Origin of the sequence: Mesorhizobium sp. M7A.F.Ca.CA.001.10.2.1 (assembly GCF_003998575.1) — a bacterium.
Taxonomy (GTDB): domain Bacteria; phylum Pseudomonadota; class Alphaproteobacteria; order Rhizobiales; family Rhizobiaceae; genus Mesorhizobium.
Window position 1 is genome coordinate 1 of the sequence record NZ_RZQY01000008.1, and the last position, 21,422, is coordinate 21,422.

A 21,422-nucleotide genomic window follows, 5' to 3' on the forward strand; every position below is an offset into this window, starting at 1 on the left:
CAGCCCTTCGGCGAGATCGGCTCAGTCAGGAGGAAGGATTCGATCTCCCGAGGTTCGAACGCATTGCCGGCGATCTCACTCAATGCGAGATGCGGCCGGCTCTTCGGGCTGGCCGCCAACCGGGGCGCTGCGCCGCGCGCCCGGCCCGCTGCCGCGACCGCAAGCGCGAAGGGGTTCGGGATCGTACGTTGGGCGTCGAAGTCGATCAGTGGGTCCATTCTTGCCTCCAGTCATGCGGCTATCCGGGAGCATACCGGGCTGAGCCGAGTCTGGAATCTCTGGGTGCGGCCCTCCAAGGCCAGCAGAGCGAGTTCAACCTCGTCCCGTCGCGTCGGACGTGCATTTTCCGGCATGCCTTCTGCGGTGGCCAGGTCGATCAGGTACTCGTTCCAGGCCCAGTTCTTGAGCACGGCAAGTTTCTCGTCGAGTGCGAGTACCGGGTCATCCACGACCTCCATCGGAGAGGCGTAGAATGTCTCGGGCTCGGAAAGCGCCGTCTGTATGTGCGCTGCCTTTGCACCAGCGCCATAGTTGTGGCTTGCCTGAAGCCATGCCAATTGCAGCCGTTGCCAAACCACGTCGGAAAAGACGTGCCTCTGCTCCGATGCTTGCCTGTTGCTGACCTTGGCCTGGCAGCCAGAAGATGGAGCCTGCACCACGTGGTTGAGGCCTTGGCGCTCCGCATAACGGATCGCCGCCTCAAGCGTCGGAAAATCCAGTTGAACCTGGGTCAGGGTGTCCCGGCCGCCCGTATAGCCCATCAGCGGCTCGATGAACGGGGCTGTGCGAGGTTCGAAAATCAATCGCCAGTCCTTGCGGGGCTTTGCTGAGGTCGTGGCCGAGCGGCATGGCTGGTAGATCCGTGCCGTCACGCCATCCGGAAACACTGACCGCCCCATTGACAAAGCCGGCTCGTCGAGACGAGGCCGATTGTCATTGTCCGGCCGGCCGGAGGTCTTGGTTGGGTTTCTGATGTCGCTGCTTTGAACTGTCTCCATTGTCTGTCCCTCCCATAATGAAGGGTGGTATGAGCAGCGGCCGTTACGGCCGCTGCTCATACTGCCGTGCGTCAGTTCTTGCCGTTGATTGCGATCCGCTTGGCCTTCGCCTGCGCCCGCTCGGTCTTGGGCAAGGTCACGGTCAGCACCCCGTTCTTGAAGGCGGCGTTGACCTTGTCTTCCTCGACCTCGTAGCCGAGCGGAATGAGGCGCTCGAAGCGACCGTAGAAGCGCTCGGAGAACTGCCGGTCTTTGTCCTCGGTCTCGGAACGCTTCTCGCCTTTAAGCTTGAGCGCCCCGTTGTCCAGCAGGACTTCTATGTCGCTCTCGTCCAGGCCAGGTATTTCCGCCGTGACGCGGACTTCCTTGTCCGTGTCAGAAATCTCCACGCTGGGCCAAGTGGCGGCAAAAGAGGGACTGAAGGCCGGCAGTCTGGCGCCAAAGCTGCGGAAGGCGTCATCGAACAGCCTGTTTACCTCCCGGTGGAGGGAGACGAAGGGGTCTCGATCTCCATCAGGGAAGAGACTGGGCGCCGAGTTTCCGTTGCCCCGGCCCCATGGGATCAAGTCACGTACGCTCATTGTCTTTCTCCTTTCGTAGGTCTCTGAGCCGGGCCGGACGCCCGGCTCAAGCGATGCCTTCATAGTGGATTGCTCAGGCCGCCAGCTTCTCGGTCTCGACCTTGGGCGCTTCGATCTTCGGCATGCGAGCCCCGCTGGAGATCTCGACCTTGCGCGGTTTCATCTCCTCGGGAACCTCGCGCTTGAGATTGATGCTCAGCAGCCCGTTCTCGAGGCTGGCGCCAGCAACTTTGACATGATCGGCCAGTTCGAACCGACGCTCGAAAGCGCGCCCGTTAATGCCGCGGTAGAGATACTGGCCGTTCTCATCGCCCGATTGCGACCCGCTCACGACCAGCATGTTGGGCTGGTAAGTGATGGTGAGCTGGTCCTGCGAGAAACCGGCGACCGCCATGGTGATGCGATAGTCATCATCATCAACCTTGGCGATATCGTAGGGCGGCCAGTTGTCGAACGAGGCCACACGGCTCGCATTCTCAAGCATGTCGACCATGCGGTCGAAGCCGATGCTGGACCGGTACAGGGGGGTAAAATCGAGGTTCATAACCACATCCTCCTTTGAGCAACATGGATCATAGGAGGCGCCAAGAGCCTTGCCGCCTCCTGGTCTGCCGGCCCCATCGGGCGACCGGCGACTATCAAATTTAGAATCGCGACTTGCACCTTCAAGAGGAAGAATAGGAAAATTTTCAGCGGCAGTCCGGGCGACGCACCCATGCCGCCCTCCCGCCGGCGGGGTCACTCGCCGACGGATCCATGGTGCAGGAACAATTATGTGGCGCTTAAATCCGATCGATGAATGGCACGAACCCGGCCACCACCGCGCTGTCACTGCCATCAGGACCGGCAAGCTCTTCCGATTGATCCAATTGTTGCAACGCATCCATGATCGCATCGAAGCTGACCGGTTCACCCGCCCCCGGCAGCATGCGAAGCGCTGGCACGGATTCTACCGCGCAGGCATCCGACGCCCATGACGAAAGGATGGCGCGCTTCTCCTGAACGTCCAGGGCAACGTCGGCCAAAACGTCGTGGGGGTGTTTGAAATGCCGTGCCGGATGCAGCAAGCGGTCCAGAAAAACGTCAGGGGCCACGGGTTCAATCGAGGCAAAATGGGTCGAAATGGCTGCTTCCATTGATGGTCCTCCGCTTCAGACAATCTCCTGCGTGGTTGAGTTTGGCGGCTCTCGCGATTCCCGCCAGACGAAATTTTGGAACGTCTCAAGCAGGTTTCAATGGCTCGGCACGGGTCACATCCCCGTCGTCAACGCCTTAGAACCATTTTATCGGGCCGGTGAAACAATCGGCGAGAATCTCAGTTCTGGCGTCGGACGAAAATCAAGGACCCGAATCCGGCAGGAGAACCAGTCATGTCTTACCTCTCCAGGAACTTGTGCATTGGCTTGATCACAGGAGCCCTGATGCTCTCGACTGGCGGCCTTGCTCCGGCCACCGCACAGGAAATTCCGAACGACTTCAGCGCAATTGTGCGTCAGAAGCTGCCAGCCGTTGTCGCCATCACGACCAAGCAGATCATCCAGGATCAAACGACGCTCAACGGCTTTCTCAATCCCTTCGACGGGGCAGGGCGTATCCAGCCCCAGGTGCGGGAAGCACTCGGCTCCGGCTTTGTGATCAGTCCCGAAGGCTACATCGTCACCAATAACCATGTCGTCGCCGACGCAACTGAGATTCATGTCGTGTTCTCCGACAAGGAGACGGCGCCCGCCAGGGTGGTGGGCCGCGATCCGGCAACTGACATCGCGGTATTGAAAGTCGATCCTCGGCCCAACATGACGGCGACGGCCTGGGGGGATTCGGACGCGATGCAACCAGGGGCCTGGACCATCGCCATCGGCAGTCCCTTCGGCCTCGGGGGCACGGTCACTGTCGGCGTCCTTTCTGCCCGCTCTCGCGATATCCAGGCCGGTCCTTACGACGATTTCCTGCAGACTGACGCCTCGATCAACAGAGGTAACTCGGGAGGTCCTTTGTTCAACGCGCGCGGCGAAGTCATCGGCGTCAACACGGCAATCGTGTCGCCGTCAGGCGGCAGCATAGGCATTGGGTTCGCGGTGCCCTCGCGTACCGCTCGGACTATCGTCGACCAGCTGATCAGCACTGGCCGCATCGAGCGCGGCTTCATCGGCGTGCGTCTTCAGGAGATCACGCCCTCCATCGCCGAGGCGCTCGGAATGCCGGGCGCCAAGGGAGCGCTGGTTGCCTCTGTCGAGGCTGGCAGCCCGGCGCAGAAAGCGGGAATCCAGGCCGGCGACGTGATCACCCGGTTCAACGGCAAGGACATCCAAGGCGTCCATGACCTGACGCTGGCGGCAGCAAGCCAAAAGCCGGGATCGAAAGTGACCGTAACAATGAACCGGGGCGGCACACACCAGGAATTGTCACTGACTGTCGATCAGCGCAGGGATCAGGAGGAACCGACCGGTACCATTCCAAGCCTGGGGACAGAAGACCAGCGCCTTGGTCTATCACTGAGCCCCATTCCGGACGATGCGCGCCAGCAACTCGGCCTGCAGGCCGACAGGACGGGCGTGTTCGTCCAGGATGTCGCTCCCAACAGTCTTGCAGCCGAAAGCGGCATCCGGCCAGGCGACGTTATCGTGTCGGCCAACAACCGAAACATGACCCAGCCGTCCGACGTCCGTGAGGAATGGGCGAAATCCCGTCAGCAGAAAAGACCAATGCTGTTCCGTATCGACCGGCAGGGACAATCGCTTTTCGTTGCTGTGGCAAACTCCTGACTGACAGGCCAGAGGGCGTCGCGATCTGTGCTGCTGGCCTGGCCCCCTACCGGGCGCACCAGAGTTGTGAAGCTGATGAGCGGTGTGTTTTAGGTGGCGGTCCGTTTCAACATGCGGCTGCCGGAGCTGTTCTGCAGCTTTGCACACGCGACCTGCGACGCATCGGTCGGCGAGACCAAAGTCGACCTTAGGTTCGGCGCATCGGTGAGCACATCCTGGACAAGAACAAGGTGCGATCCGCTCCTGAGCGCGTGCGCGGCCTTGTGATGCTACTCGTACGATGGTGGGAAGTCTGAAGGCCACGCGCAAGCCCTTTGACTGAACTGAACCGGGCCCAAAGGTCGGCTTCATTGAGAAAGTGCCTGCAACGCTGCCGTGGATGACAGGGCCGAATTGCACATTCCATTGCTGATCTATTCCAGACGGGTGCCCGGTTCAGCCGGGTCGTCCTCGTCGGGCTTAAGCAAGTCAATAAGCGCGGCCCCTCGTGTTCCCGGAAGTGGGCGCCCCTGTCCCATTAACGCGTCGTCAGCAAAAGCCCACGCCCACGCCTCGCTCAATTCCTCGATCGACGCACCCGTTGCGATGATCTCCGCAACTGTAATATCGTCGGCTAATCCAATGACGGAGAGAACTTCTTGCCGTGTCATCGTTTGACCGCGTTCTGACTACAACCCAACTAGATGGAGATTTCATGGAGCACTTGCAACCGATCTAATGAGGGCTGTTGCAAGATTCCCTTGCGCAAGATCAGAGGCTGCGTAATGGCGCCATTCACCTGGCCAAACGCGCGCAACATAGGGCGCAGGGCGCAGAAATCGACGGAGCCCATGCGCTCGGCATTTGCGAAGACTCGGCAAATCATCCAGATGATCGCCCATCACTGAGGCCACTTGGTGGAACTCCTACTGGACCATCCACGCAGCGGGAATCGGCTATGGGTGTTCGCAACAACCCGGAAACTCGTTTCAGGGGATTATTCTCGAAAATCGTGGTCTGCCGGGCGCGATGTGGAGATACAGGGGAACCCTTGGGTCGTCTCGGTGGACCAAAGTCCCTGAACTAACCTGTTATCATCGACGCACGGGAACCCCGCGATTCAGAAGAGCAGATCTCGGGCCACGCCTATGCCCCAAGGCTGCCCGGCCGAATATGTTTGCGCGCGGATAACTCCGGTCTGTGAAGCAGCACCCTGTTGCGGCCGGTCTGCTTGGCCAGGTAAAGTGCGGCATCCGCCCGTTGCTGTAACTGCTCCGGCGAGATCGCCTCAGCGGTCTGAACGGCAACTCCAATGCTCAGAGTGACCCAGCGCGACACGCGGGATCCAGGGTTGGGCAAAGCGGCAGCCTCGACGCTCTTACGCATTCGTTCAGCCACAGCGGCGGCCTCTTCCTCGTTCACCCCGGGCAGGAGCACGAGGAATTCTTCGCCGCCATAACGGGCAACGTGATCGCGATCACGCCTGACGTTTTCCTTCAAGATAGTTGCGACCTTTACCAAACACCGATCTCCCTCCGCATGGCCGAGGTGGTCGTTTAGCTTCTTGAAGTTATCAATGTCGCACATCAGCATCGCGGCACCGGCAAGGCAACGTTTATCACTTCCCCATAGGTGCTCGAGTGTTTCCGTCATCCAGCGACGGTTGGAGATGCCGGTGAGTGGATCGGTCCTCGCCAGGAGTACCAGTCGATCATTGGCTTTCGCCAGTTCGGCGACCCTGCGTCGGTCGCGAAGCTCAAACAGGAAAGTCTTTTGAGCGAGAATTGTCATGATGCGCCGCGCGGCCACCGTTGCAAAGATACCGCTGGCGAAGAACAGCGTCCCAGCCACTGCACTCCCATGCGCGATGGCCGGGTTCTGCAGTTGAAGCATGAGATAAAGTCCGAGCGCCAGCGCAGCGATAGTCATCGTCCAGGCCAGGGGGATCCCGAAGATTATGATGGCTGTAATGGCCACGAACAACATGACGTTCAATTGCCGTTCGTAGAACTCGCCACCAGCGCTTGCTCCGACCAATGCGACTGACAACAAGATAAGGAACATGCCTGCGATCAGCGAGGTTCCTTGGAGCCAAGGCGCCTGCGGTTTACGCCAAACAAGGACGACGGCCAACGCCACGGGCGGGATGATGGCGCCGGGCAGGAGCATGGACTGCGCTACGACCCATGGAAGCAACGCCGCGTTCAGTGCCAACGTCAGCACATCCAAAAATGCCACCCAGATCATCCACGCGCGGATGATTTTGGCCGTTTGCGACCAGACACGTACTCGAAATAGGCGTTCGATCTCGCCACGCAGGCTGATTTCGCGCGTACGGCGCGCCAGAAGCCGGTCGACCTCAGCGGCTAGGGCAGGATCATCCTGCACATCGGGGGGCATCAGATCTGACAAGTCGATAGGCCTTACGCTGCTTTCTCCTGAACATCTATCCAAGCCATAGGCGGTCGGCGGTGGGCAATCATGTCAACTTACCCTGAAGATTTGATTTATAGCTGTGATTTGCGAACACTCGGTCCCAAACCATCTGATCCTCGATGCGCGTAGCCGAATTAACCTTTGTAATTGCGGTGGCGCTGCACCGCGGTTATCCACGCCGCCGCCGGGCTCGGCGAGATGTCCCGGGAGCTTCTGAAGTCGAGCACGTGAAGGAATGGGGGTGATGCCGATTCTCGTCATCATTGACCTTTCGAGTATTGCCTGCAGACCAACAGGATGGATTTGGCCATGAAAGGAAGCCGACCGGGTATTTCGTTGTTGGATTTCGACATACTCTCCCGGGCTCTTACGTCAGCCATCAGGGAGAGCCCGGAATCCGATTCGACGGTCCAGGCCCGCGAGCTTGTGTGCCTATACACCGGCAAAAAGTCAGCCGACCAAAATTTGATCGCGGCCTTGCTTCACGCCAGTCGCGCCCAGCTGGACTTGGAAGCATCCAAGGAAAATCGGCCCGGCAAGAATTGACTGAGTGCCTGCATCTGCTCGACGTGATCTCTCACCGGTTGTCTCCTCAACGGAGCTACGTTCCGAGACGAAGCCCAAAGGCCCGACCGACTGAGACGCAGCGCATAATTCCCGCGGGCGACAGGACGAATATCCTGACCGCGACACGATAGCCAGAAGGTCACCGAATGGACCTTTAAAGTCATGGCAGCGGGTTGGACTTCGATCGAGATAGCCGAGGCCATCGAGCATCCGGCCGTGGCCGACCGTCGTGGGCGCGAGGAAAACGCCGCTCTAGATGCCTGCTGCTCGCACGAGCATTTTGACCCCAGGGCGATAAATTTGAACTGACCTGAGGAACATGCATCTGCAGTCGAAGTTCGGGATGTGCTTGGTGAGGACGACTCCCTCCTTGAAACGACCAAGCTCTGGTGCGAGGGCCCGCCTCTGGTTCCGAGACCCGGTGGCGGGCCTATGCAATGCCAGCAAGCGTTAAGTTTTTTCTGCAGGCCTGGAACCTGTTTCTGAAATCGAAGTTGGGTTTGCAGCTTGGCTCCCCGGGCCAGGTCTCAAAGCAAGGCCCGCCGCTGTTTGTGTCCTCAGTGGCGGGCCTACTTCGTTTCCGCTCAACGCTACATTGCGCTAGATTAAAGCAACGATCATCCACGCAATCTCACATGGCCTCGGTCCATGGCCAGGTCGGCACGATCATTTTTTGGGTGACGGTGACCACGCCGACCAGTTGGTCACAAGGAGTGACCAAACGACGAGACCTATAGCTACGGGCACAACGGCAATCCGGCAACAAAGCCCGATGTGTCTAGGCTGCCCGTAACCTCCGGGATTTGGCCATCGCGTCGCGCAGGACGCCAAAGGCCTCCAGCGAGGCGCCGTCAGCCGGGATCAAGTAGTATGGCTTTTCGAGATAGCGCGTGTCGATCTCGGCAACCGGAACAAAGGAATCGACATCGAGTGTGTGCTGCGACGTCAGTTTCAGTTTCTTGATCTCGTCCGGCTCGACGTGGATGAACTCGCCCTTGTCCGCCTCGTAGCCTTTGATCTGATCCGCGACTTCGACAACATCGCCAGTCCCTTCGTCGACATAGGCACTCTTGACGGGTAAACCGTCGCTGCGGTTCAAAATCTTGAAGTGGATTTTCGATGCCTCGCTTGTGGCACCCACTATCTTGACCCCGCACGACACGGAACCGACCCTCAGAAAGCCCTTCCACACCGCGCGGGGCGCAACCATGCCGTTTCTCCTAGACCTTGATCTCGGCACAACGTCAGTCAGGCACACGGTTCTGTTCCGCGTCATGGGCAGCACCTTGTCGCCAGCTTATTCCTCACGGTAGTCCAGCAGCTTGGCGTGGCGGAGCCTTTCCTCGCCCTTTAGGAACCGCACGCGACCGACCAGACCAGGCTTAAGCCATTCGGCCTTTTCTTTCTTTAGACCGATGGGCACTGGTCCGCCGACCTTCCCTTGCACGCGATCCCATAGTCGCTGACGCTTGTCGGCTTTAAAGGCAACGAAAGCGCCGCCAGCATAGCGACCCTTGTCGGCCATGAGCACCATCGCGGGCTTTCCGGCCTCGCGCTGCACGCCAATGATGTCCATTTCCTTTTCGGCATAGCACTTGATCTTGCGCCAGTTCATCGTCGGCCCGCTGCGGTAGACGCTGTCCTTGCGCTTTGAGATCATGCCCTCCAGCCCTGCCTTGTCGACCAGGTGATAAACCGCATCGCCAGTGCCGGGCATGGCTTTGCTGACCTGAATGCGCCCGACGGCTGGTATCAATGCCTGCAGGATCTCGCGGCGGTCTTCCACCGGCATGTTGCGCAGATCATGCCCGTTCAGGTGCAGGAGATCGAACGCCACCAAATACAGGTCCCGCGACGGCTCACGGCGGGGAACGGCTGATTGCAGGGCGTGGAAGTCGGACAGGCCGGCCTCGTTGACCGTGATTGTCTCGCCATCGATGATGAAACTTTCCGCCTCGATCGCCTCCGCCTCTCCGGCAAGTTCGATGTAGCGGCCGGTCCAGTCGTAACCATTCTTGGTGAACAGCCGGATCCCGTTTTCATCCTTGATAATTTGGGTGCGATACCCGTCGAATTTGATCTCGTGGAGCCATTCGTCGCCTTGCGGTGGCGTGTCGACCAGCTCGGGCTCCATGGGCTTGATGAACTTCAGAGGCATGCGCCGACTCGCATAGTGTGATTCAATTAGCGCGCGCTAAAATGGTTCCGGAACATTTTAGACGAATTGAATGTTTGACAGTTATGACGAAGCTATCCGACCTTGGACCGCCGATTCCCGGCAAGCAGCACGGCGGCGAGCCTGCCGACGAGCTCAACAATTTTATGACCTGTCCGGTGTGCGGCCAGCAGTTCGACATGCGCGACTTCCGCCAGGTCGCTTGGCACAATCTGCCTCAGCATGAGCCGCTGGAGCCGGAGCTTGCCACAGGCCGGAACGCGAAATGGTTGCGGATGCGATCGTTGAAATAGCGGCCCTTGGCAAAGGCAGTTTTAAAATCGGCGTAGGTATCAGGCGGCACGTCCAGAAAGTCGTACTGCCTGCCGCTCGCTACAAACCACACCGATAGAACCCTGGTGCCCGGATTGTATTCGAACCTGCGTATCGAGGTTGACGGCATGGTGCACCAGATGCTGCTAGCGAGCGGCCCGCGAGATGGCCCGCCCACTGAGGAAGCGGGAGCGGGCCGACCACGGCTGTACGTCCATGGCCATCATCGCCTCCACGGAAGGGGCGGTGACAGAATTTCAACTCCCATTGGATTGCGGCGTTCCACAGATAAACAAAAAGGCCCGCCACCTCTCGGCAGCGGGCAGTGTAGGTCGCTAGGATCACCCAGCGGTAACTAAAGTACACCCCGTCTCGCCAAAAGGGAAATGTTAGATATCTCTAATGTATGATTCGGACCCCGGGGGCTGACCGTAGCGTATCAAATCCGAGAATGTCTTGCGGGCCAGGTGATAGCGGAATACCGGGCTGGGGCCCCGACATCCTATTGCGCCGCCGCACAGGCAACGAAAAGGTCCCTGACGCTCCACCGATCCGGAAACTACTTTCTTAAGGTGACCGACGAGAGCAACGGCAGAGTGTTCGCCTACCAATACGCCGACTTGCTCTGCTGAGTGGGTCTGAGTAGCGGCTGCTGCTCACCTCCGGGTCAAAAACCCGCCGCCCCATTCATAGCAGCGGCGGGCCGTGCCTAGGGATAGTTGGACTAGACGGTGTGTTGATTCACCGCTGATGGATGGCTGAGGTGCAAAACCATGCAACCACAAACCCCGATACGCGACAGAAAGCCGTCGCAACGTCAACTTTACTCAAGCCGGAATTCAACCGCATGCTTGTCGGCCTCACTAATAAGGCCGCTGTCCATGGCGGCTTCGAACGCCTTGGTGAAATACTGATCATCGGAAGCCTCGTGATTCTGCTGCGCAAGATCGATCGGCAGAGCTCCGATCACGCGGCCCGTTGTCTTCTCGATGACCGTGACGGTCCTCTGCATCAGGGTTTATTGACCGTGTCGTCGACTGCGTTGGCCGTCGATTTGACGTCCCTGCCGACGCCTCGGACGGTGTTGGCGCAGGCCGCAAGGGCCAAGGCACAGGCAAGAATGACAACCGGTGTGATGCGTAGCAGTCTCATGGACGGGTTCTCCTATTTGTGGTTATCAAGTCCGCTTTGCCGTATCGCACCTGTAACCGCCATCACCTTGTTGTGGGCGGCCGCTTCATCTGCGGTGTCAAAGGGCGTTGCGATGGTCGTCCCATCCAGAGCCAGTAGCACAGCCAGGAACGGAAGGCCGATCAGCGGTGGTGCGTAGACGTACGCTGGGCGGGCATTCTTCATCGCCCATGTAGCACCCTTTGTCGGTCAGGACCTAATCCACGCCCTGAAGACCAAAAAGCCCGCCAGCCGGAGCCACCGGGCTTCCAGTGGTCAAAGACCTGCTCAGGTCGCAGAAAGACCCGACTCGATGACTTGCGCCGTGATTGAGGAAAGAATTCCCCGCTTGGTCAGGACTGGCTTTTCATAGGCTTTTTTCATAGCTGTTCCTCCCTTTTCACCCACCGAAACTGCTTTGGGGCAATTAACTTGTCAAGCTGATGCTAAAATGGCCGCCAGTGACGCACGCCACGCGTCGCGATCGTCGCAGAGAAGACGGAGAATGATCCGGTGCGAACCAGCGGGCGAAGAACTTCGGTCGCGTTGGACGGCAAACGGGCAATCCAGATCGACGGCTGTCCTGTCGAAATTGGTCGACCAAGACTTAGCCGGCCCCCCCAAATCCGGGGAACGATGCTAACGGGAGAGCGCTACATGGCCGGGCCCACCTACCGCCGGCATGCAGCGTGAGCAAGTCGTGATCGATCGCAGCGGCAGTCCGTCAACCCGGCGCCGCGAGTCGTGCGCGAGAGCACTGGCTTCCGAGCGTTTCCTCCAGCCGAGCCAGTCGGCGACTGACAACGGATTTGCGACGCCCAGCCGCCCCTCCGCACGATGCCTGGTCCCTGCGTGATCTCCCGAAGGTCCTGGCTTCGGCTTTTCTGATCTGGCACATCGTCGGACACTCAGCGCGTCTTGCCGGAGCGAAGATGCATCTCGATCTTGTTGATGGCCTTGGTGAGGATATCGACCGCCTGCAGATTGACTGCGAAGTCGAAGTTCCCTTGCGCCGTTTCGAATATCAGAACGCCGACCTTGGTCTCGTCGTCGCTCATCATGCCTGTTCCAATGCCGGTCGGCATATAGGGTGGTTTTTCTGACATGGTTCTCTCCTCGGGTGCGGTGTGGGCTGGTCAGGTTTTTAGCTATCCAGCGTGCGACCTGGAGTGGCCAAGCACGATCGATCGACGATGGCCGTGTAACCCGTTCACCGCTAATCGAAATGCATCGACTGGCCGCGCATCCGCCAGGGTCAGTGCGATTGCAGGATTTGCAGGTGGCTTCTCCATAAGCAGGGAGCCGTCGAAATCGCGCCATGCCGCCATCCGCAATTCTTCACCGTCTTCGCTGGCTGCAGGATCGAAAACGTGGGCATCGTAGGGGTCCTGGTCAATCTCGATCGTCCAGTCCTTGAGCGCCTTGCGAGCCATTTCTTCCACCTGGGCGAGGTTGCTGGTGAAGAAGGGGATACGGTCGCCATTTTCCGAAAGCGGCTCGACCTGATCCAGCGTCGGCCGCTCGGGCACCCAACCAAGAACGAAGGCAATATCGAAATCGATCTGGCGGTCCGGCCCGGTCGTGGTCTCCAACCGGGTGACAACATCGGGATAGAGCTGTTTGCGCGCCGGCCACGTGTCCGGGAGCGCCTCGGCCTGCAATCTCGTTCGGGGCACGTCGATCAACTCCATGATCTGATGGCCCGGAACTTTATCCTCCGGCCAGCCCGCACAACATGCAGTCGTCGCAGCCTCGTCGGCTTCCATCCAGACCGAAGCAGCCTGGTCCTCGTCCTCGGTTGGCTGGTCGTCTTCCGGAAAGCCTTTGATATCCCAGCCTTCCAACGCGAACAAACCTTCCGCGCCTTGCAAAGCCGTAATCCCGGCGCGCGCGAAGACTGCTTCGGCTGCCGTGACCCCGCGTGCCAGTTCCTCGGGCGTTGCACCTTCAATGTTCAAGCGAAGTTCCATGGTTCGCCTCCATTATCAAACTCCCACAGTGAACAAAATAAGAACAAAGGTGTCAATAGACTCCTGATGGCTTGGAAATAGGGTAGTTTTTTCAATAGGATAGCGTACATCAGGCAATCGGTTGAGGCTTCGTGCTCAATCCCAACGCAACTGCATTCATGGCCGCTGCTACACGGACCACTGCGGACGGGGACAGTCGGTCCCGCGTCCCGTCCTGCGGCCGGCGCTATGCTGACGCTCCTACGGCTGTCCTGTTAACCGCCCGCGGCGGGGGCGAATTTCCTCCGTCCCGCGCGCGACAATGTCCGCCATTGCGGGCGCGCGCGGGACTGCGGTTTATACGCCGTTTTTCCTTGTGCGCCGCCAACCGCCGGCGCGAACATCCCAACAGGACAGGTGGCCTCGACGCCTCGTCCTGCTGGCAAACGGTTCTTTCGGTGCCACCGGGCGGTCGCGACAAAATTTCTTCCGCGGCACCACCTCGCCATGCCATTGACTCTTTATTAGGAAGGGAACAAATGAGGAACATTCCGCCAGCATGTCGCGTTCAGGGGACAGATGAGTGCATCGACGCCAAACGCTGCTATTTCCGATCTGCGAGGTCGCATTGCGCGTCTCGAAGGCGGTAATGCGCGCAAAAGAGCGGTGCTCCCATTCGGAATCTCCTCGATCGACAGTCATCTGCCAGGCGGGGGTGTGGCGCTTGGCGCACTTCATGAAGTTGCCGGCGGCGGCAATGGAGCGATCGATGGCGCTGCAGCGTCGCTTTTTGCAGCCGGGATTGCAGCGAGGACGCAAGGCAAGGTGCTGTGGTGCGTGACGCGCCAGGATCTGTTTGCGCCGGCAATCGCACAGGTCGGACTGCATCCCGACCGGGTGATCTATGTTGAAGCCGGTGACGACAAATCCTTGCTCGCCTGCTTCGAGGAAGGTCTGCGGCATGTCGGTCTTGGAGCGGTGGTCGCGGAAGTGGCGCGCCTGTCCATGACTTCCTCGCGCCGGTTGCAACTGGCATCGGAAGGCTCCGGCGCGATGGGCATCGCCATCCGCCGCTGGCGCCGCCAGACCGAAGCCGCCGATTTCGGGCAGCCGACGGCGTCTGTCACCCGCTGGCGGGTTTCCGTGCTGCCGTCGCGACCGCTGCCTGTGCCCGGCGTTGGTCGGGCGCGATGGCAACTTGAACTGATCCGGTCTCGTGGAGGGGAAACACTCGATATCGAAGTGGAGGCTTGTGATGCCAAGGGTCGTCTCGCTATTCCTTCCAAGCTGGTCGACCGACCGGCTCAAAAGGAAATTGGGCGACGTCTCGCCGCCACCGGATAAGCCTTTGGTGCTGGTCGGGCGGCACGGTAATCGTCGCCTGGTGACTGCGGTGGATCGCGCGGCACTGGAAGCGGGCCTGCGCGTCGGAATGCCCGCGACCAAGGCACAGGCCCTCGTCCAGGGGCTGGCGGTCATGGATGCCGAACCTGAAGCAGACGCGCAGGCATTGGATCGGTTGGCCCTGTGGGCTTTGCGGCGGTACGCGCCGATTGTCGCAGCAGAACCTCCCGACGGATTGGTGATGGATACCACGGGCGCCGATCATCTTCATGGCGGTGAACGCTTGATGCTGGCCGATATGGTCGAACATCTCGGCAAGGTCGGCTTCTCGGCGCGCGCAGCCATAGCGGATAGCTGGGGTGCTGCTCATGCGGTGGCGCGATACGTGAAGCAGACCGTCAGCGTGGTCGCCGTCAACGCAACGCAGGATGCGATTCTTCCACTGCCCATCGCGGCACTGCGGTTGCCCGACGCAATCGTCAGGGGTTTGCGGGTTCTCGGCTTCGACAGGGTAGGCGAGCTTCTGCAGCAGCCGCGCGCGCCACTGACGTTGCGCTTCGGGCCGGAACTCGGCCGCCGGCTTGACCAGGCTGCTGGACGCCTCGCCGAGCCGATTGAGCCGGTGCGATCAGCGGATGTGGTCGAAGTCCAACGTGCCTTTGGCGAGCCCATCGGTGCGGCCGAGACAATCGCGCGCTATGTCGGCAAGCTTGTTCAAGCGCTGTGTGTCGATCTCGAGACCAAGGGCCTCGGGGCCCGGCGGCTCGACCTGCTGCTCTACCGCGTCGACAACCGCATCGAAGCCGTTCGCGTCGGCATGGCCTTGCCTGTCCGCGATGTGAAGCGGCTGACACGGTTGCTCTGCGACAAGATCGAGATGGTCGATCCGGGTTTCGGCATCGAGTTGATGCGCCTGTCCGCGCCCTTGGCGGAATCACTCGCCCCCAGGCAGACCGTTTCGTCGCTGATCGAGCAACGGGATGCAGACATCTCGGATTTGATCGACACACTCGGCAACCGTGTCGGTGAGGAAAAGCTCTATCGGTTTACCCCGGTTGCCAGCGATGTGCCCGAGCGTTCTTTCCGGCGTGTAGCCGCTGCATCCGCTGAGACCGGCGACGCATGGCCAGACCATTGGCCGCGTCCGGCTCGCTTGTTTGCCGTGCCGGAGCCGATCGAGGCCATTGCGCTGCTACCGGACCATCCTCCGGCGAGCTTCACCTGGAAAGGCATCCGTCGACGGATCAAGCGCGCCGATGGTCCCGAGCGGGTTTTCGGCGAATGGTGGAAGCGCGACGCCGAGCTAACTGCCGTGCGCGACTATTTCCAGGTCGAGGACGAAGCCGGCGAGCGGTTCTGGATTTATCGCGCAGGCGACGGCGAGGATACCGCGACCGGCTCGCATCGCTGGTTCCTGCACGGCATCTTCGGATGAACGCGTGCTATGTCGAGCTGCAATGCACCTCGCATTTTTCCTTTCTGCGGGGCGCGAGTTCCTGTGAGGAACTGTTCGCGCAAGCAGCCAGCATGGGAATGCCCGCCCTTGCCATCTGTGATCGCAACAGTCTGGCCGGCATTGTCCGCGCGCACGAGGCTGCAAAGGCAACCGGCGTCAGGCTGATCGTCGGCTGCCGGCTGGATCTGGTGGAAGAGATTTCCATCCTGGTCTACCCGACCGGTCGCGCGGCCTACTCGCGGCTGTGCCGCTTGCTGTCGCTGGGCAAGAAGCGTGGCGGCAAGGCGAAATGCGTGCTGCATTGGGCTGACGTTGTCGCCTATGGCGAGGGGCTCCTTGCAGTGCTCGTGCCCGACCAGGCCGACGACGAATGCGCGCTCTGGCTCAGGCGGTTGCGCGAGGCATTTGGCGATCGCGCCTATATGGCGCTGACGTTGCGGCGCCGTCCCAACGAGGCGCTGCGGCTGCACGATCTGGCCAATCTTGCCGGACAGGCGCACGTGCCAACGGTTGTCACCAATGATGTCCTGTTCCACGAACCGTCACGGCGCATCCTGCAGGACGTCGTCACCTGCATCCGGCACAATGTGATGATCGATGATGCCGGGTTTCGGCGCGAGCGGCACGCCGACCGATATCTGAAGCGGCCCGATGAAATGGCACGGCTGTTCAGCCGCTCCCCCGAAGCGCTCACGCGGACGATCGAGATCGCCGAGCGCTGCCGGTTCTCATTGGACGAGCTTGCCTATCAATATCCCGAGGAGCGGATGCTGCCGGGTCTGACACCGCAGCAAGCCTTGGAGAAACTCACCTGGGAGGGCGCGACGGAGCGCTTTCCCGAGGGCGTGCCGGACAAGGTCGTTGGCACGCTCAGGCACGAGTTGCAGCTCATCGAGAAGCTGCAATACGCGCCGTATTTTCTGACGGTCAACTCGATCGTTCGCTTTGCCCGCAGCCAGGGCATTCTCTGCCAGGGCAGGGGATCAGCAGCCAACAGCGCCGTCTGCTATGTGCTCGGCATCACCTCGATCGATCCCGACCGCAATGACCTGCTGTTCGAACGCTTCGTCTCGGAGGAGCGGCGTGAGCCGCCTGACATCGATGTCGATTTCGAGCATGAGCGTCGGGAAATCGTCATGCAATGGGTGTTCGAAACCTATGGCCGCGAACACGCCGCGCTCTGCTCGACGGTCATCCGCTATCGCTCGAAGGGCGCCTTGCGCGATGTCGGCAAGGCGCTTGGACTGCCCGAAGACCTCATCAAGATGCTGTCCTCGCAAGTGTGGGGCTGGTCGGACGAAGGCGTCCAGCCGAAACATGCCGAGGAGCTGAACCTCAACCTCGGCGACCGTCGCCTGCGTCTGGCGCTGGACTTGGCCAGGCAGCTGATCGGCGCGCCGCGGCATTTGTCGCAACATCCGGGCGGCTTCGTCCTGACCCGCGACAGGCTCGACGATCTGGTGCCGATCGAGCCAGCCGCGATGAAGGATCGTCAGGTTATCGAATGGGACAAGGACGACATCGACGCGTTGAAGTTCATGAAGGTGGACGTGCTGGCGCTCGGCATGCTGTCCTGCATGAAGCGCGGTTTCGATCTGCTGGCCGAGCACAAGGGCATCACTCTTGATCTCGCGACGATCCCTGCCGAGGATCCACGCACCTATGCGATGATCCGCAAGGCCGATACGCTCGGCACCTTCCAGATCGAATCCCGCGCCCAGATGTCGATGCTGCCGCGCATCAAGCCGCGTACTTTCTACGATCTCGTCATCGAAGTGGCGATTGTCCGGCCGGGTCCCATCCAGGGCGACATGGTGCACCCCTATCTGCGCCGCCGTGAAGGCAAGGAAGACGTCGTCTATCGCAAGCCAGAGCTGGAAAAGGTGCTCGGAAAAACACTGGGCGTGCCGCTGTTCCAGGAGCAGGCGATGCGGGTGGCGATTGAATGCGCCGGCTTCACGCCAGGCGAAGCGGACCAGTTGCGCCGCGCCATGGCGACCTTCAAACACACCGGTGGCGTTTCCAGCTTCGGCGCCAAGCTGATCGGCGGCATGGTGAAGAACGGCTACGAGCGCGAGTTCGCCGAAAAGACCTTCAAGCAGCTCGAAGGCTTCGGCAGCTATGGCTTTCCCGAAAGCCATGCCGCCAGCTTCGCCCTGATCGCCTACGCCTCGTCCTGGATGAAATGCCATCACCCCGATGTCTTCTGCGCCGCTCTTCTCAACGCTCAGCCGATGGGCTTCTACGCGCCGGCGCAGATCGTTCGCGATGCACGTGACCATGGCGTCGAAGCGCGCCCTGTCTGCATCAACGCCTCGCGTTGGGATTGCACGCTCGAGCCCACCGCCGATGACGGTCGGTTCGCTGTCCGGCTTGGTCTGCGCATGGTCCGGGGTCTTGCCAACGCCGATGCTGCGACCATTGTCATCGCACGCGCAGACCAGCCCTTTGCGTCGGTGGATGACCTCTGGCACCGCGCCGGTGTTCCTGCTGCCTCTCTGGTTGAACTCGCCCAGGCTGACGCTTTCCAACCATCCCTATTGCTGGCGAGGCGTGAGGCCCTGTGGGCGATCAAGGCACTGCGCGACGAACCGCTGCCACTGTTTGCGGCGGCCTCCGGCCGCGAGCAGCGGACGGTATCGGAGATCCAGGAGCCCCTTGTCGCGCTGCGTGCGATGACCGCCGGCGGCGAAGTGGTCGAGGACTATGGACATGTTGGACTGACCCTGCGCGACCATCCTGTTTCCTTCCTGCGCGCCGACCTGGGGCGCAAGCGCATCGTCTCGTGTCGCGAGGCCATGCAGGCGCGCGACGGGCACTGGCTGGAGGCGGCTGGCCTCGTGCTGGTCCGCCAACGACCTGGCTCGGCCAAGGGCGTCATGTTCATCACAATCGAGGATGAGACGGGCATTGCCAATCTGGTCGTGTGGGTCAAGGTCTTCGAAAAATATCGCAGGGTCGTGCTCGGCGCCGGCATGATTGGCGTTTATGGTCGCATCCAAAGGGAAGGCGAGGTGGTCCATCTTGTCGCTCATCGTTTGAGCGATCTTTCCGCCGATCTGGCCAGCGTTGGCGATCGTGAGTCTGCCTTTCCCCTGCCGCATGGCCGCGGCGACGAATTCCATCATGGCAGCCCGACGCCCGATCCGCGCGGCATGCCGAAGGGGCCGAGGCCGCGGAATATTATCGATCCCTATCTGCACATCGACCAGATCAAGGTGAAGACACGGGATTTCAAATAGGGCGGTGCAAGAACGGGTCTGCCGAACAATGGCTGGGTTCGTCGACACGCATGGGCGATCGCTCAATCGGTGCTTCTGTCATTTTTCAGAGAAAGGCCTTGAACGCTGCTGCGAGAGCGGCGGGATTTTCTTCGGCGACATGGTGCCCGCTCCTGATTCCGTAGCCCCCCACGTCGTCGGCCCAGTGCTTCCAGATGGCAACCGGATCGCCATAAATCTGCTCCAAATCGTCGTCGAGTGACCAAAGACAGAGCATCGGACAGCGCACCTCCTGCCGGCATCTCGATCTTCGCGGTCGTGGCGATGGTCGATCCTTATGCCAGCGCGGTAGTCTTCGACCATGCCATGGACGATGGCTGGATCGTGGATGAATGAAACCAATTCGTCATAGGCATCGTGTCCCATCTCATCTGGCCGCAAGTCACTATACCATGCCATCGGGTCTGCCAGGATGGCCCGTTCCGGCTTCTCGGGTTGAGCAAAGAAGAACCAGTGGTACCAATCGCGGGCAAAGTTCCAGTCGGCCCGTTCCAGATGCTCGATAACTGGCAACCCATCCACGGCAATCAGCTTTCGCACCAGGTCGGGATGGTCCATCGCCATTCTGAAAGCGACCAGACTTCCACGATCATGCCCGGCGACGAAGAAAGCGTGGTGGCCCAACCTTTCCATCACCTCCACCAGCGCCGAAGCCTTTGCCCGCTTGGACGAGAACCTGCTCTCGGGGTCATCGGCCGGTACGTAGGAGCGACCGAAGCCCGGAAGGTCGGGGCACACGATCCTGAAATCTGCTGACAGCAAGTCCGCGACCTGGCCCCACGTCATATGCGCGAGAGGATGGCCATGGATCAGAAGCAGAGGCGGCCCAGATCCGCCATGCCGAAGCCTTGTCGGCCCGCCCTCGGTTTCCATCATTTCAAGCACGAAGTTGTCGAACATTGGCCATCCTCAAAAACGGGCTGTTGTCGGCTTGAAGAACTCCTTCAGCATGGAATGGTTCGGGACCGGCCAATCGCGACTGCAGATCGTTTCGGCTCCCGGTTAGCTTTCGCTCAGGGTCCATTCTGGACGCGCGAGTGGCTACAAGGCGGATCTAACGGAGCAGGCCCTCGTCGTCGAACGCGTCCCAGCCCTTCAACTTGGGCCGGGGAGCGTCATCTCTGGGGTTATTCCCGGCGCCGCGAACCTTCTCGCTACCCTTTCCCGCCCGCGTCAGGGCAGCCTTGCCGGCGCCACGTCGCCTGTTCTCTGTAACTTGCTGCGCGTCTTCTTCGCGCCAAAGGCTTGGCAGATCACGATCAAGGATGTCCTCGATGTGCTTGGGATCGAACACGTGGAAGGTGACGGCCTTGGATCGACCGCGCATCTTCACGGTGCGGGTGCCAATGCTTTGCAGCCGTCCGTCTTTCAGCCACTTGTGACGCTCACGCGAAGAAATTGCGAGGATGTCCTCCGCCTCGCGCGGCAGGACCGGGAGTACTTCGATGGTTTCCAGGGTCTTGGCGATCTTGTTCGAGGCGGCCTCGAACTCTTCGGCATCGTCTTCGCGCATCCGCAATGTGATGCGACCCGTCTCGGCTTTGATGTACTTCCTCACCGCCCATGGCAGGCGGGCACGTATTTCACGCTCGATACCTTTCGTGCGCACCGACGAGCCAAGCGTGGCTGATGGCGGAAGTGGCCACTCGGCAATCAATGACAACGAGGTGCTGACGCTTTGGCCCGAGCCGCGATCTCGAGGGGCCGCAATTGCCGCAGCGATGCCGCTAAGAATCTTCCGTGTTTGCGCAAAACGCACCGGCATCTGAGCTAGTCGCTTCCTTGTCGCACGGTTTCTACCGCCAGCGACCCGGCCGGCAGGGCCTTCAACAGCTCCACCTCGGGTTTCGTGAGGTAGATCCATGCCGCCCAATCGTCCGGGCGCAGAACCACAATCTGGCGATTGTGGATGGGCGCCACGTCCGGGCCGGGTTCCGTCGTCAGCATAGCGAACGTCGGGGGCTTGTTGCCTTCGCCATCGCGCCACAGGCCGGCGATCGCCATGAACGAGGCGCCGTTGAGCGTGAAGCGATGCTTAGCCTTTGGAGACTTCTTTCCGGTGAATTCGAAGAAAGCCGACGCCGGAATAAGGCAGCGCTTGCTGTTGGAGAAGTTCCGTCCTTCCGAGCGGAAGTTGAAGATCGGCCCGCCTTTGGGCCCGGAGGGCGGAAAGGCAAAGGTCATGCGCGTGAGTTCGATCGTGTCGCCGGCGGCGCGCATGATCGGGGCGGGATCACTGATGCGGATGTCATCCGCCTGCGGCAAATCCAGTTCGGTTTGATGGGTGGGAATGTCGAGCGCCAGCAATTGCATCATCCTGCAATATTCGGCCCAGGCGATATGCTGCTCATAGTCGTTGCACATGGCTGCCCACGCTTTCAGTCAGTTGATGACTTATAACAAATAACGCG

22 protein-coding genes and 1 pseudogene are annotated in these 21,422 nt (G+C 60.5%); 5 read left to right on the forward strand and 18 right to left on the reverse strand.

What is annotated here, in order from left to right:
• From EN964_RS01135 to EN964_RS01155, 5 genes are all read right to left on the reverse strand, one after another.
• Positions 1-218, reverse strand: a 218-nt coding sequence (locus tag EN964_RS01135) for an RNA polymerase rpb6 (protein ID WP_127276115.1), incomplete at its 3' end; no start/stop codon positions are given.
• Positions 219-230: 12 nt separating this feature from the next.
• Positions 231-998 (reverse strand): NADH dehydrogenase ubiquinone Fe-S protein 4, encoded by a 768-nt coding sequence (locus EN964_RS01140; RefSeq protein ID WP_127266519.1) that lies wholly within the window; start codon positions 996-998, stop codon positions 231-233.
• Positions 999-1,069: 71 nt separating this feature from the next.
• Entirely contained in the window at positions 1,070-1,579 is a 510-nt protein-coding gene (locus EN964_RS01145; RefSeq protein WP_013525023.1) for an Hsp20/alpha crystallin family protein, read from the reverse strand.
• 73 nt (positions 1,580-1,652) lie between these two features.
• The gene (locus EN964_RS01150) at positions 1,653-2,123 is read right to left on the reverse strand and encodes an Hsp20 family protein (RefSeq protein WP_127266520.1); all 471 of its coding nucleotides are present in this window, start codon (positions 2,121-2,123) and stop codon (positions 1,653-1,655) included.
• A 238-nt stretch (positions 2,124-2,361) separates the two neighbouring features.
• Entirely contained in the window at positions 2,362-2,715 is a 354-nt protein-coding gene (locus EN964_RS01155) for a hypothetical protein (RefSeq protein WP_127266521.1), read from the reverse strand.
• 285 nt (positions 2,716-3,000) lie between these two features.
• On the opposite strand from EN964_RS01155, the gene EN964_RS01160 reads away from it, so the two are divergent.
• On the forward strand, positions 3,001-4,341 hold the full coding sequence (locus tag EN964_RS01160) for a Do family serine endopeptidase (protein ID WP_236383373.1): 1,341 nt from the start codon (positions 3,001-3,003) through the stop codon (positions 4,339-4,341).
• A 413-nt stretch (positions 4,342-4,754) separates the two neighbouring features.
• Here the strand turns inward: EN964_RS01160 and EN964_RS01165 are convergent, their stop codons facing one another.
• From EN964_RS01165 to EN964_RS01185, 4 genes are all read right to left on the reverse strand, one after another.
• The gene (locus tag EN964_RS01165; RefSeq protein WP_127266523.1) at positions 4,755-4,991 is read right to left on the reverse strand and encodes a hypothetical protein; all 237 of its coding nucleotides are present in this window, start codon (positions 4,989-4,991) and stop codon (positions 4,755-4,757) included.
• Between the two features lie 475 nt (positions 4,992-5,466).
• Positions 5,467-6,720, reverse strand: coding sequence for a diguanylate cyclase (locus tag EN964_RS01170; RefSeq protein WP_127266537.1), 1,254 nt, complete (start codon positions 6,718-6,720; stop codon positions 5,467-5,469).
• Positions 6,721-8,101: 1,381 nt separating this feature from the next.
• Complete coding sequence (locus tag EN964_RS01180; RefSeq protein ID WP_236383371.1) at positions 8,102-8,533, reverse strand: Ku protein; 432 nt, start codon at positions 8,531-8,533, stop codon at positions 8,102-8,104.
• A gap of 87 nt (positions 8,534-8,620) precedes the next feature.
• On the reverse strand, positions 8,621-9,481 hold the full coding sequence (locus EN964_RS01185) for an ATP-dependent DNA ligase (RefSeq protein ID WP_127276117.1): 861 nt from the start codon (positions 9,479-9,481) through the stop codon (positions 8,621-8,623).
• 41 nt (positions 9,482-9,522) lie between these two features.
• Between EN964_RS01185 and EN964_RS01190 the strand changes: the two genes are divergently transcribed.
• The gene (locus EN964_RS01190; RefSeq protein WP_236383369.1) at positions 9,523-9,792 is read left to right on the forward strand and encodes a hypothetical protein; all 270 of its coding nucleotides are present in this window, start codon (positions 9,523-9,525) and stop codon (positions 9,790-9,792) included.
• Here the strand turns inward: EN964_RS01190 and EN964_RS01195 are convergent.
• The 6 genes from EN964_RS01195 to EN964_RS01215 all read right to left on the reverse strand — a co-directional run bounded on the left by EN964_RS01195 (position 9,717) and on the right by EN964_RS01215 (position 12,951).
• Positions 9,717-9,941, reverse strand: a complete 225-nt coding sequence (locus tag EN964_RS01195; RefSeq protein WP_164748849.1) for a KTSC domain-containing protein — start codon at positions 9,939-9,941, stop codon at positions 9,717-9,719. The genes EN964_RS01190 and EN964_RS01195 overlap by 76 nt on opposite strands.
• Positions 9,942-10,634: 693 nt before the next feature.
• Positions 10,635-10,823 (reverse strand): hypothetical protein, encoded by a 189-nt coding sequence (locus EN964_RS01200; RefSeq protein WP_236383367.1) that lies wholly within the window; start codon positions 10,821-10,823, stop codon positions 10,635-10,637.
• Positions 10,823-10,963 (reverse strand): entericidin A/B family lipoprotein, encoded by a 141-nt coding sequence (locus EN964_RS01205; RefSeq protein ID WP_127266527.1) that lies wholly within the window; start codon positions 10,961-10,963, stop codon positions 10,823-10,825. The genes EN964_RS01200 and EN964_RS01205 overlap by 1 nt, the downstream gene beginning before the upstream one ends.
• Positions 10,964-10,975: 12 nt before the next feature.
• Positions 10,976-11,167: a hypothetical protein gene (locus EN964_RS38070; protein WP_127266528.1), complete on the reverse strand. Its 192-nt coding sequence runs from the start codon at positions 11,165-11,167 to the stop codon at positions 10,976-10,978.
• Between the two features lie 722 nt (positions 11,168-11,889).
• On the reverse strand, positions 11,890-12,087 hold the full coding sequence (locus EN964_RS01210; RefSeq protein WP_127266529.1) for a hypothetical protein: 198 nt from the start codon (positions 12,085-12,087) through the stop codon (positions 11,890-11,892).
• A gap of 42 nt (positions 12,088-12,129) precedes the next feature.
• Entirely contained in the window at positions 12,130-12,951 is an 822-nt protein-coding gene (locus EN964_RS01215) for a hypothetical protein (RefSeq protein WP_236383366.1), read from the reverse strand.
• Positions 12,952-13,509: 558 nt separating this feature from the next.
• On the opposite strand from EN964_RS01215, the gene EN964_RS01220 reads away from it, so the two are divergent.
• The 3 genes from EN964_RS01220 to EN964_RS01230 are packed head-to-tail and all read left to right on the forward strand — an operon-like array spanning position 13,510 to position 18,972.
• The gene (locus EN964_RS01220) at positions 13,510-14,274 is read left to right on the forward strand and encodes an ImuA family protein (protein WP_127266530.1); all 765 of its coding nucleotides are present in this window, start codon (positions 13,510-13,512) and stop codon (positions 14,272-14,274) included.
• Positions 14,186-15,709, forward strand: coding sequence for a DNA polymerase Y family protein (locus EN964_RS01225; protein ID WP_127266531.1), 1,524 nt, complete (start codon positions 14,186-14,188; stop codon positions 15,707-15,709). The genes EN964_RS01220 and EN964_RS01225 overlap by 89 nt, the downstream gene beginning before the upstream one ends.
• Positions 15,706-18,972: an error-prone DNA polymerase gene (locus EN964_RS01230; protein ID WP_127266532.1), complete on the forward strand. Its 3,267-nt coding sequence runs from the start codon at positions 15,706-15,708 to the stop codon at positions 18,970-18,972. Before EN964_RS01225 ends, EN964_RS01230 begins: the two co-directional genes overlap by 4 nt.
• Before the next feature lie 85 nt (positions 18,973-19,057).
• Here EN964_RS01230 and EN964_RS01235 read toward each other — a convergent pair.
• The 3 genes and pseudogenes from EN964_RS01235 to EN964_RS01245 form a co-directional block, all read right to left on the reverse strand.
• Positions 19,058-19,911: pseudogene (locus tag EN964_RS01235) on the reverse strand (alpha/beta fold hydrolase).
• A gap of 154 nt (positions 19,912-20,065) precedes the next feature.
• Complete coding sequence (locus tag EN964_RS01240) at positions 20,066-20,776, reverse strand: hypothetical protein (protein ID WP_236383365.1); 711 nt, start codon at positions 20,774-20,776, stop codon at positions 20,066-20,068.
• A 5-nt stretch (positions 20,777-20,781) separates the two neighbouring features.
• Positions 20,782-21,375 (reverse strand): SOS response-associated peptidase, encoded by a 594-nt coding sequence (locus EN964_RS01245; protein ID WP_127266533.1) that lies wholly within the window; start codon positions 21,373-21,375, stop codon positions 20,782-20,784.
• Positions 21,376-21,422: the final 47 nt, after the last annotated feature.

Bases quoted from the DNA above. Each gene is read 5' to 3' on its own strand.
- EN964_RS01140 (WP_127266519.1), bottom strand. From the start codon at position 998: ATGGAGACAGTTCAAAGCAGCGACATCAGAAACCCAACCAAGACCTCC.
- EN964_RS01145 (WP_013525023.1), bottom strand. From the start codon at position 1,579: ATGAGCGTACGTGACTTGATCCCATGGGGCCGGGGCAACGGAAACTCG.
- EN964_RS01150 (WP_127266520.1), bottom strand. From the start codon at position 2,123: ATGAACCTCGATTTTACCCCCCTGTACCGGTCCAGCATCGGCTTCGAC.
- EN964_RS01155 (WP_127266521.1), bottom strand. From the start codon at position 2,715: ATGGAAGCAGCCATTTCGACCCATTTTGCCTCGATTGAACCCGTGGCC.
- EN964_RS01160 (WP_236383373.1), top strand. From the start codon at position 3,001: ATGCTCTCGACTGGCGGCCTTGCTCCGGCCACCGCACAGGAAATTCCG.
- EN964_RS01165 (WP_127266523.1), bottom strand. From the start codon at position 4,991: ATGACACGGCAAGAAGTTCTCTCCGTCATTGGATTAGCCGACGATATT.
- EN964_RS01170 (WP_127266537.1), bottom strand. From the start codon at position 6,720: ATGCCCCCCGATGTGCAGGATGATCCTGCCCTAGCCGCTGAGGTCGAC.
- EN964_RS01180 (WP_236383371.1), bottom strand. From the start codon at position 8,533: ATGGTTGCGCCCCGCGCGGTGTGGAAGGGCTTTCTGAGGGTCGGTTCC.
- EN964_RS01185 (WP_127276117.1), bottom strand. From the start codon at position 9,481: ATGCCTCTGAAGTTCATCAAGCCCATGGAGCCCGAGCTGGTCGACACG.
- EN964_RS01190 (WP_236383369.1), top strand. From the start codon at position 9,523: ATGGTTCCGGAACATTTTAGACGAATTGAATGTTTGACAGTTATGACG.
- EN964_RS01195 (WP_164748849.1), bottom strand. From the start codon at position 9,941: ATGCCGTCAACCTCGATACGCAGGTTCGAATACAATCCGGGCACCAGG.
- EN964_RS01200 (WP_236383367.1), bottom strand. From the start codon at position 10,823: ATGCAGAGGACCGTCACGGTCATCGAGAAGACAACGGGCCGCGTGATC.
- EN964_RS01205 (WP_127266527.1), bottom strand. From the start codon at position 10,963: ATGAGACTGCTACGCATCACACCGGTTGTCATTCTTGCCTGTGCCTTG.
- EN964_RS38070 (WP_127266528.1), bottom strand. From the start codon at position 11,167: ATGAAGAATGCCCGCCCAGCGTACGTCTACGCACCACCGCTGATCGGC.
- EN964_RS01210 (WP_127266529.1), bottom strand. From the start codon at position 12,087: ATGTCAGAAAAACCACCCTATATGCCGACCGGCATTGGAACAGGCATG.
- EN964_RS01215 (WP_236383366.1), bottom strand. From the start codon at position 12,951: ATGGAACTTCGCTTGAACATTGAAGGTGCAACGCCCGAGGAACTGGCA.
- EN964_RS01220 (WP_127266530.1), top strand. From the start codon at position 13,510: ATGAGTGCATCGACGCCAAACGCTGCTATTTCCGATCTGCGAGGTCGC.
- EN964_RS01225 (WP_127266531.1), top strand. From the start codon at position 14,186: ATGCCAAGGGTCGTCTCGCTATTCCTTCCAAGCTGGTCGACCGACCGG.
- EN964_RS01230 (WP_127266532.1), top strand. From the start codon at position 15,706: ATGAACGCGTGCTATGTCGAGCTGCAATGCACCTCGCATTTTTCCTTT.
- EN964_RS01240 (WP_236383365.1), bottom strand. From the start codon at position 20,776: ATGCCGGTGCGTTTTGCGCAAACACGGAAGATTCTTAGCGGCATCGCT.
- EN964_RS01245 (WP_127266533.1), bottom strand. From the start codon at position 21,375: ATGTGCAACGACTATGAGCAGCATATCGCCTGGGCCGAATATTGCAGG.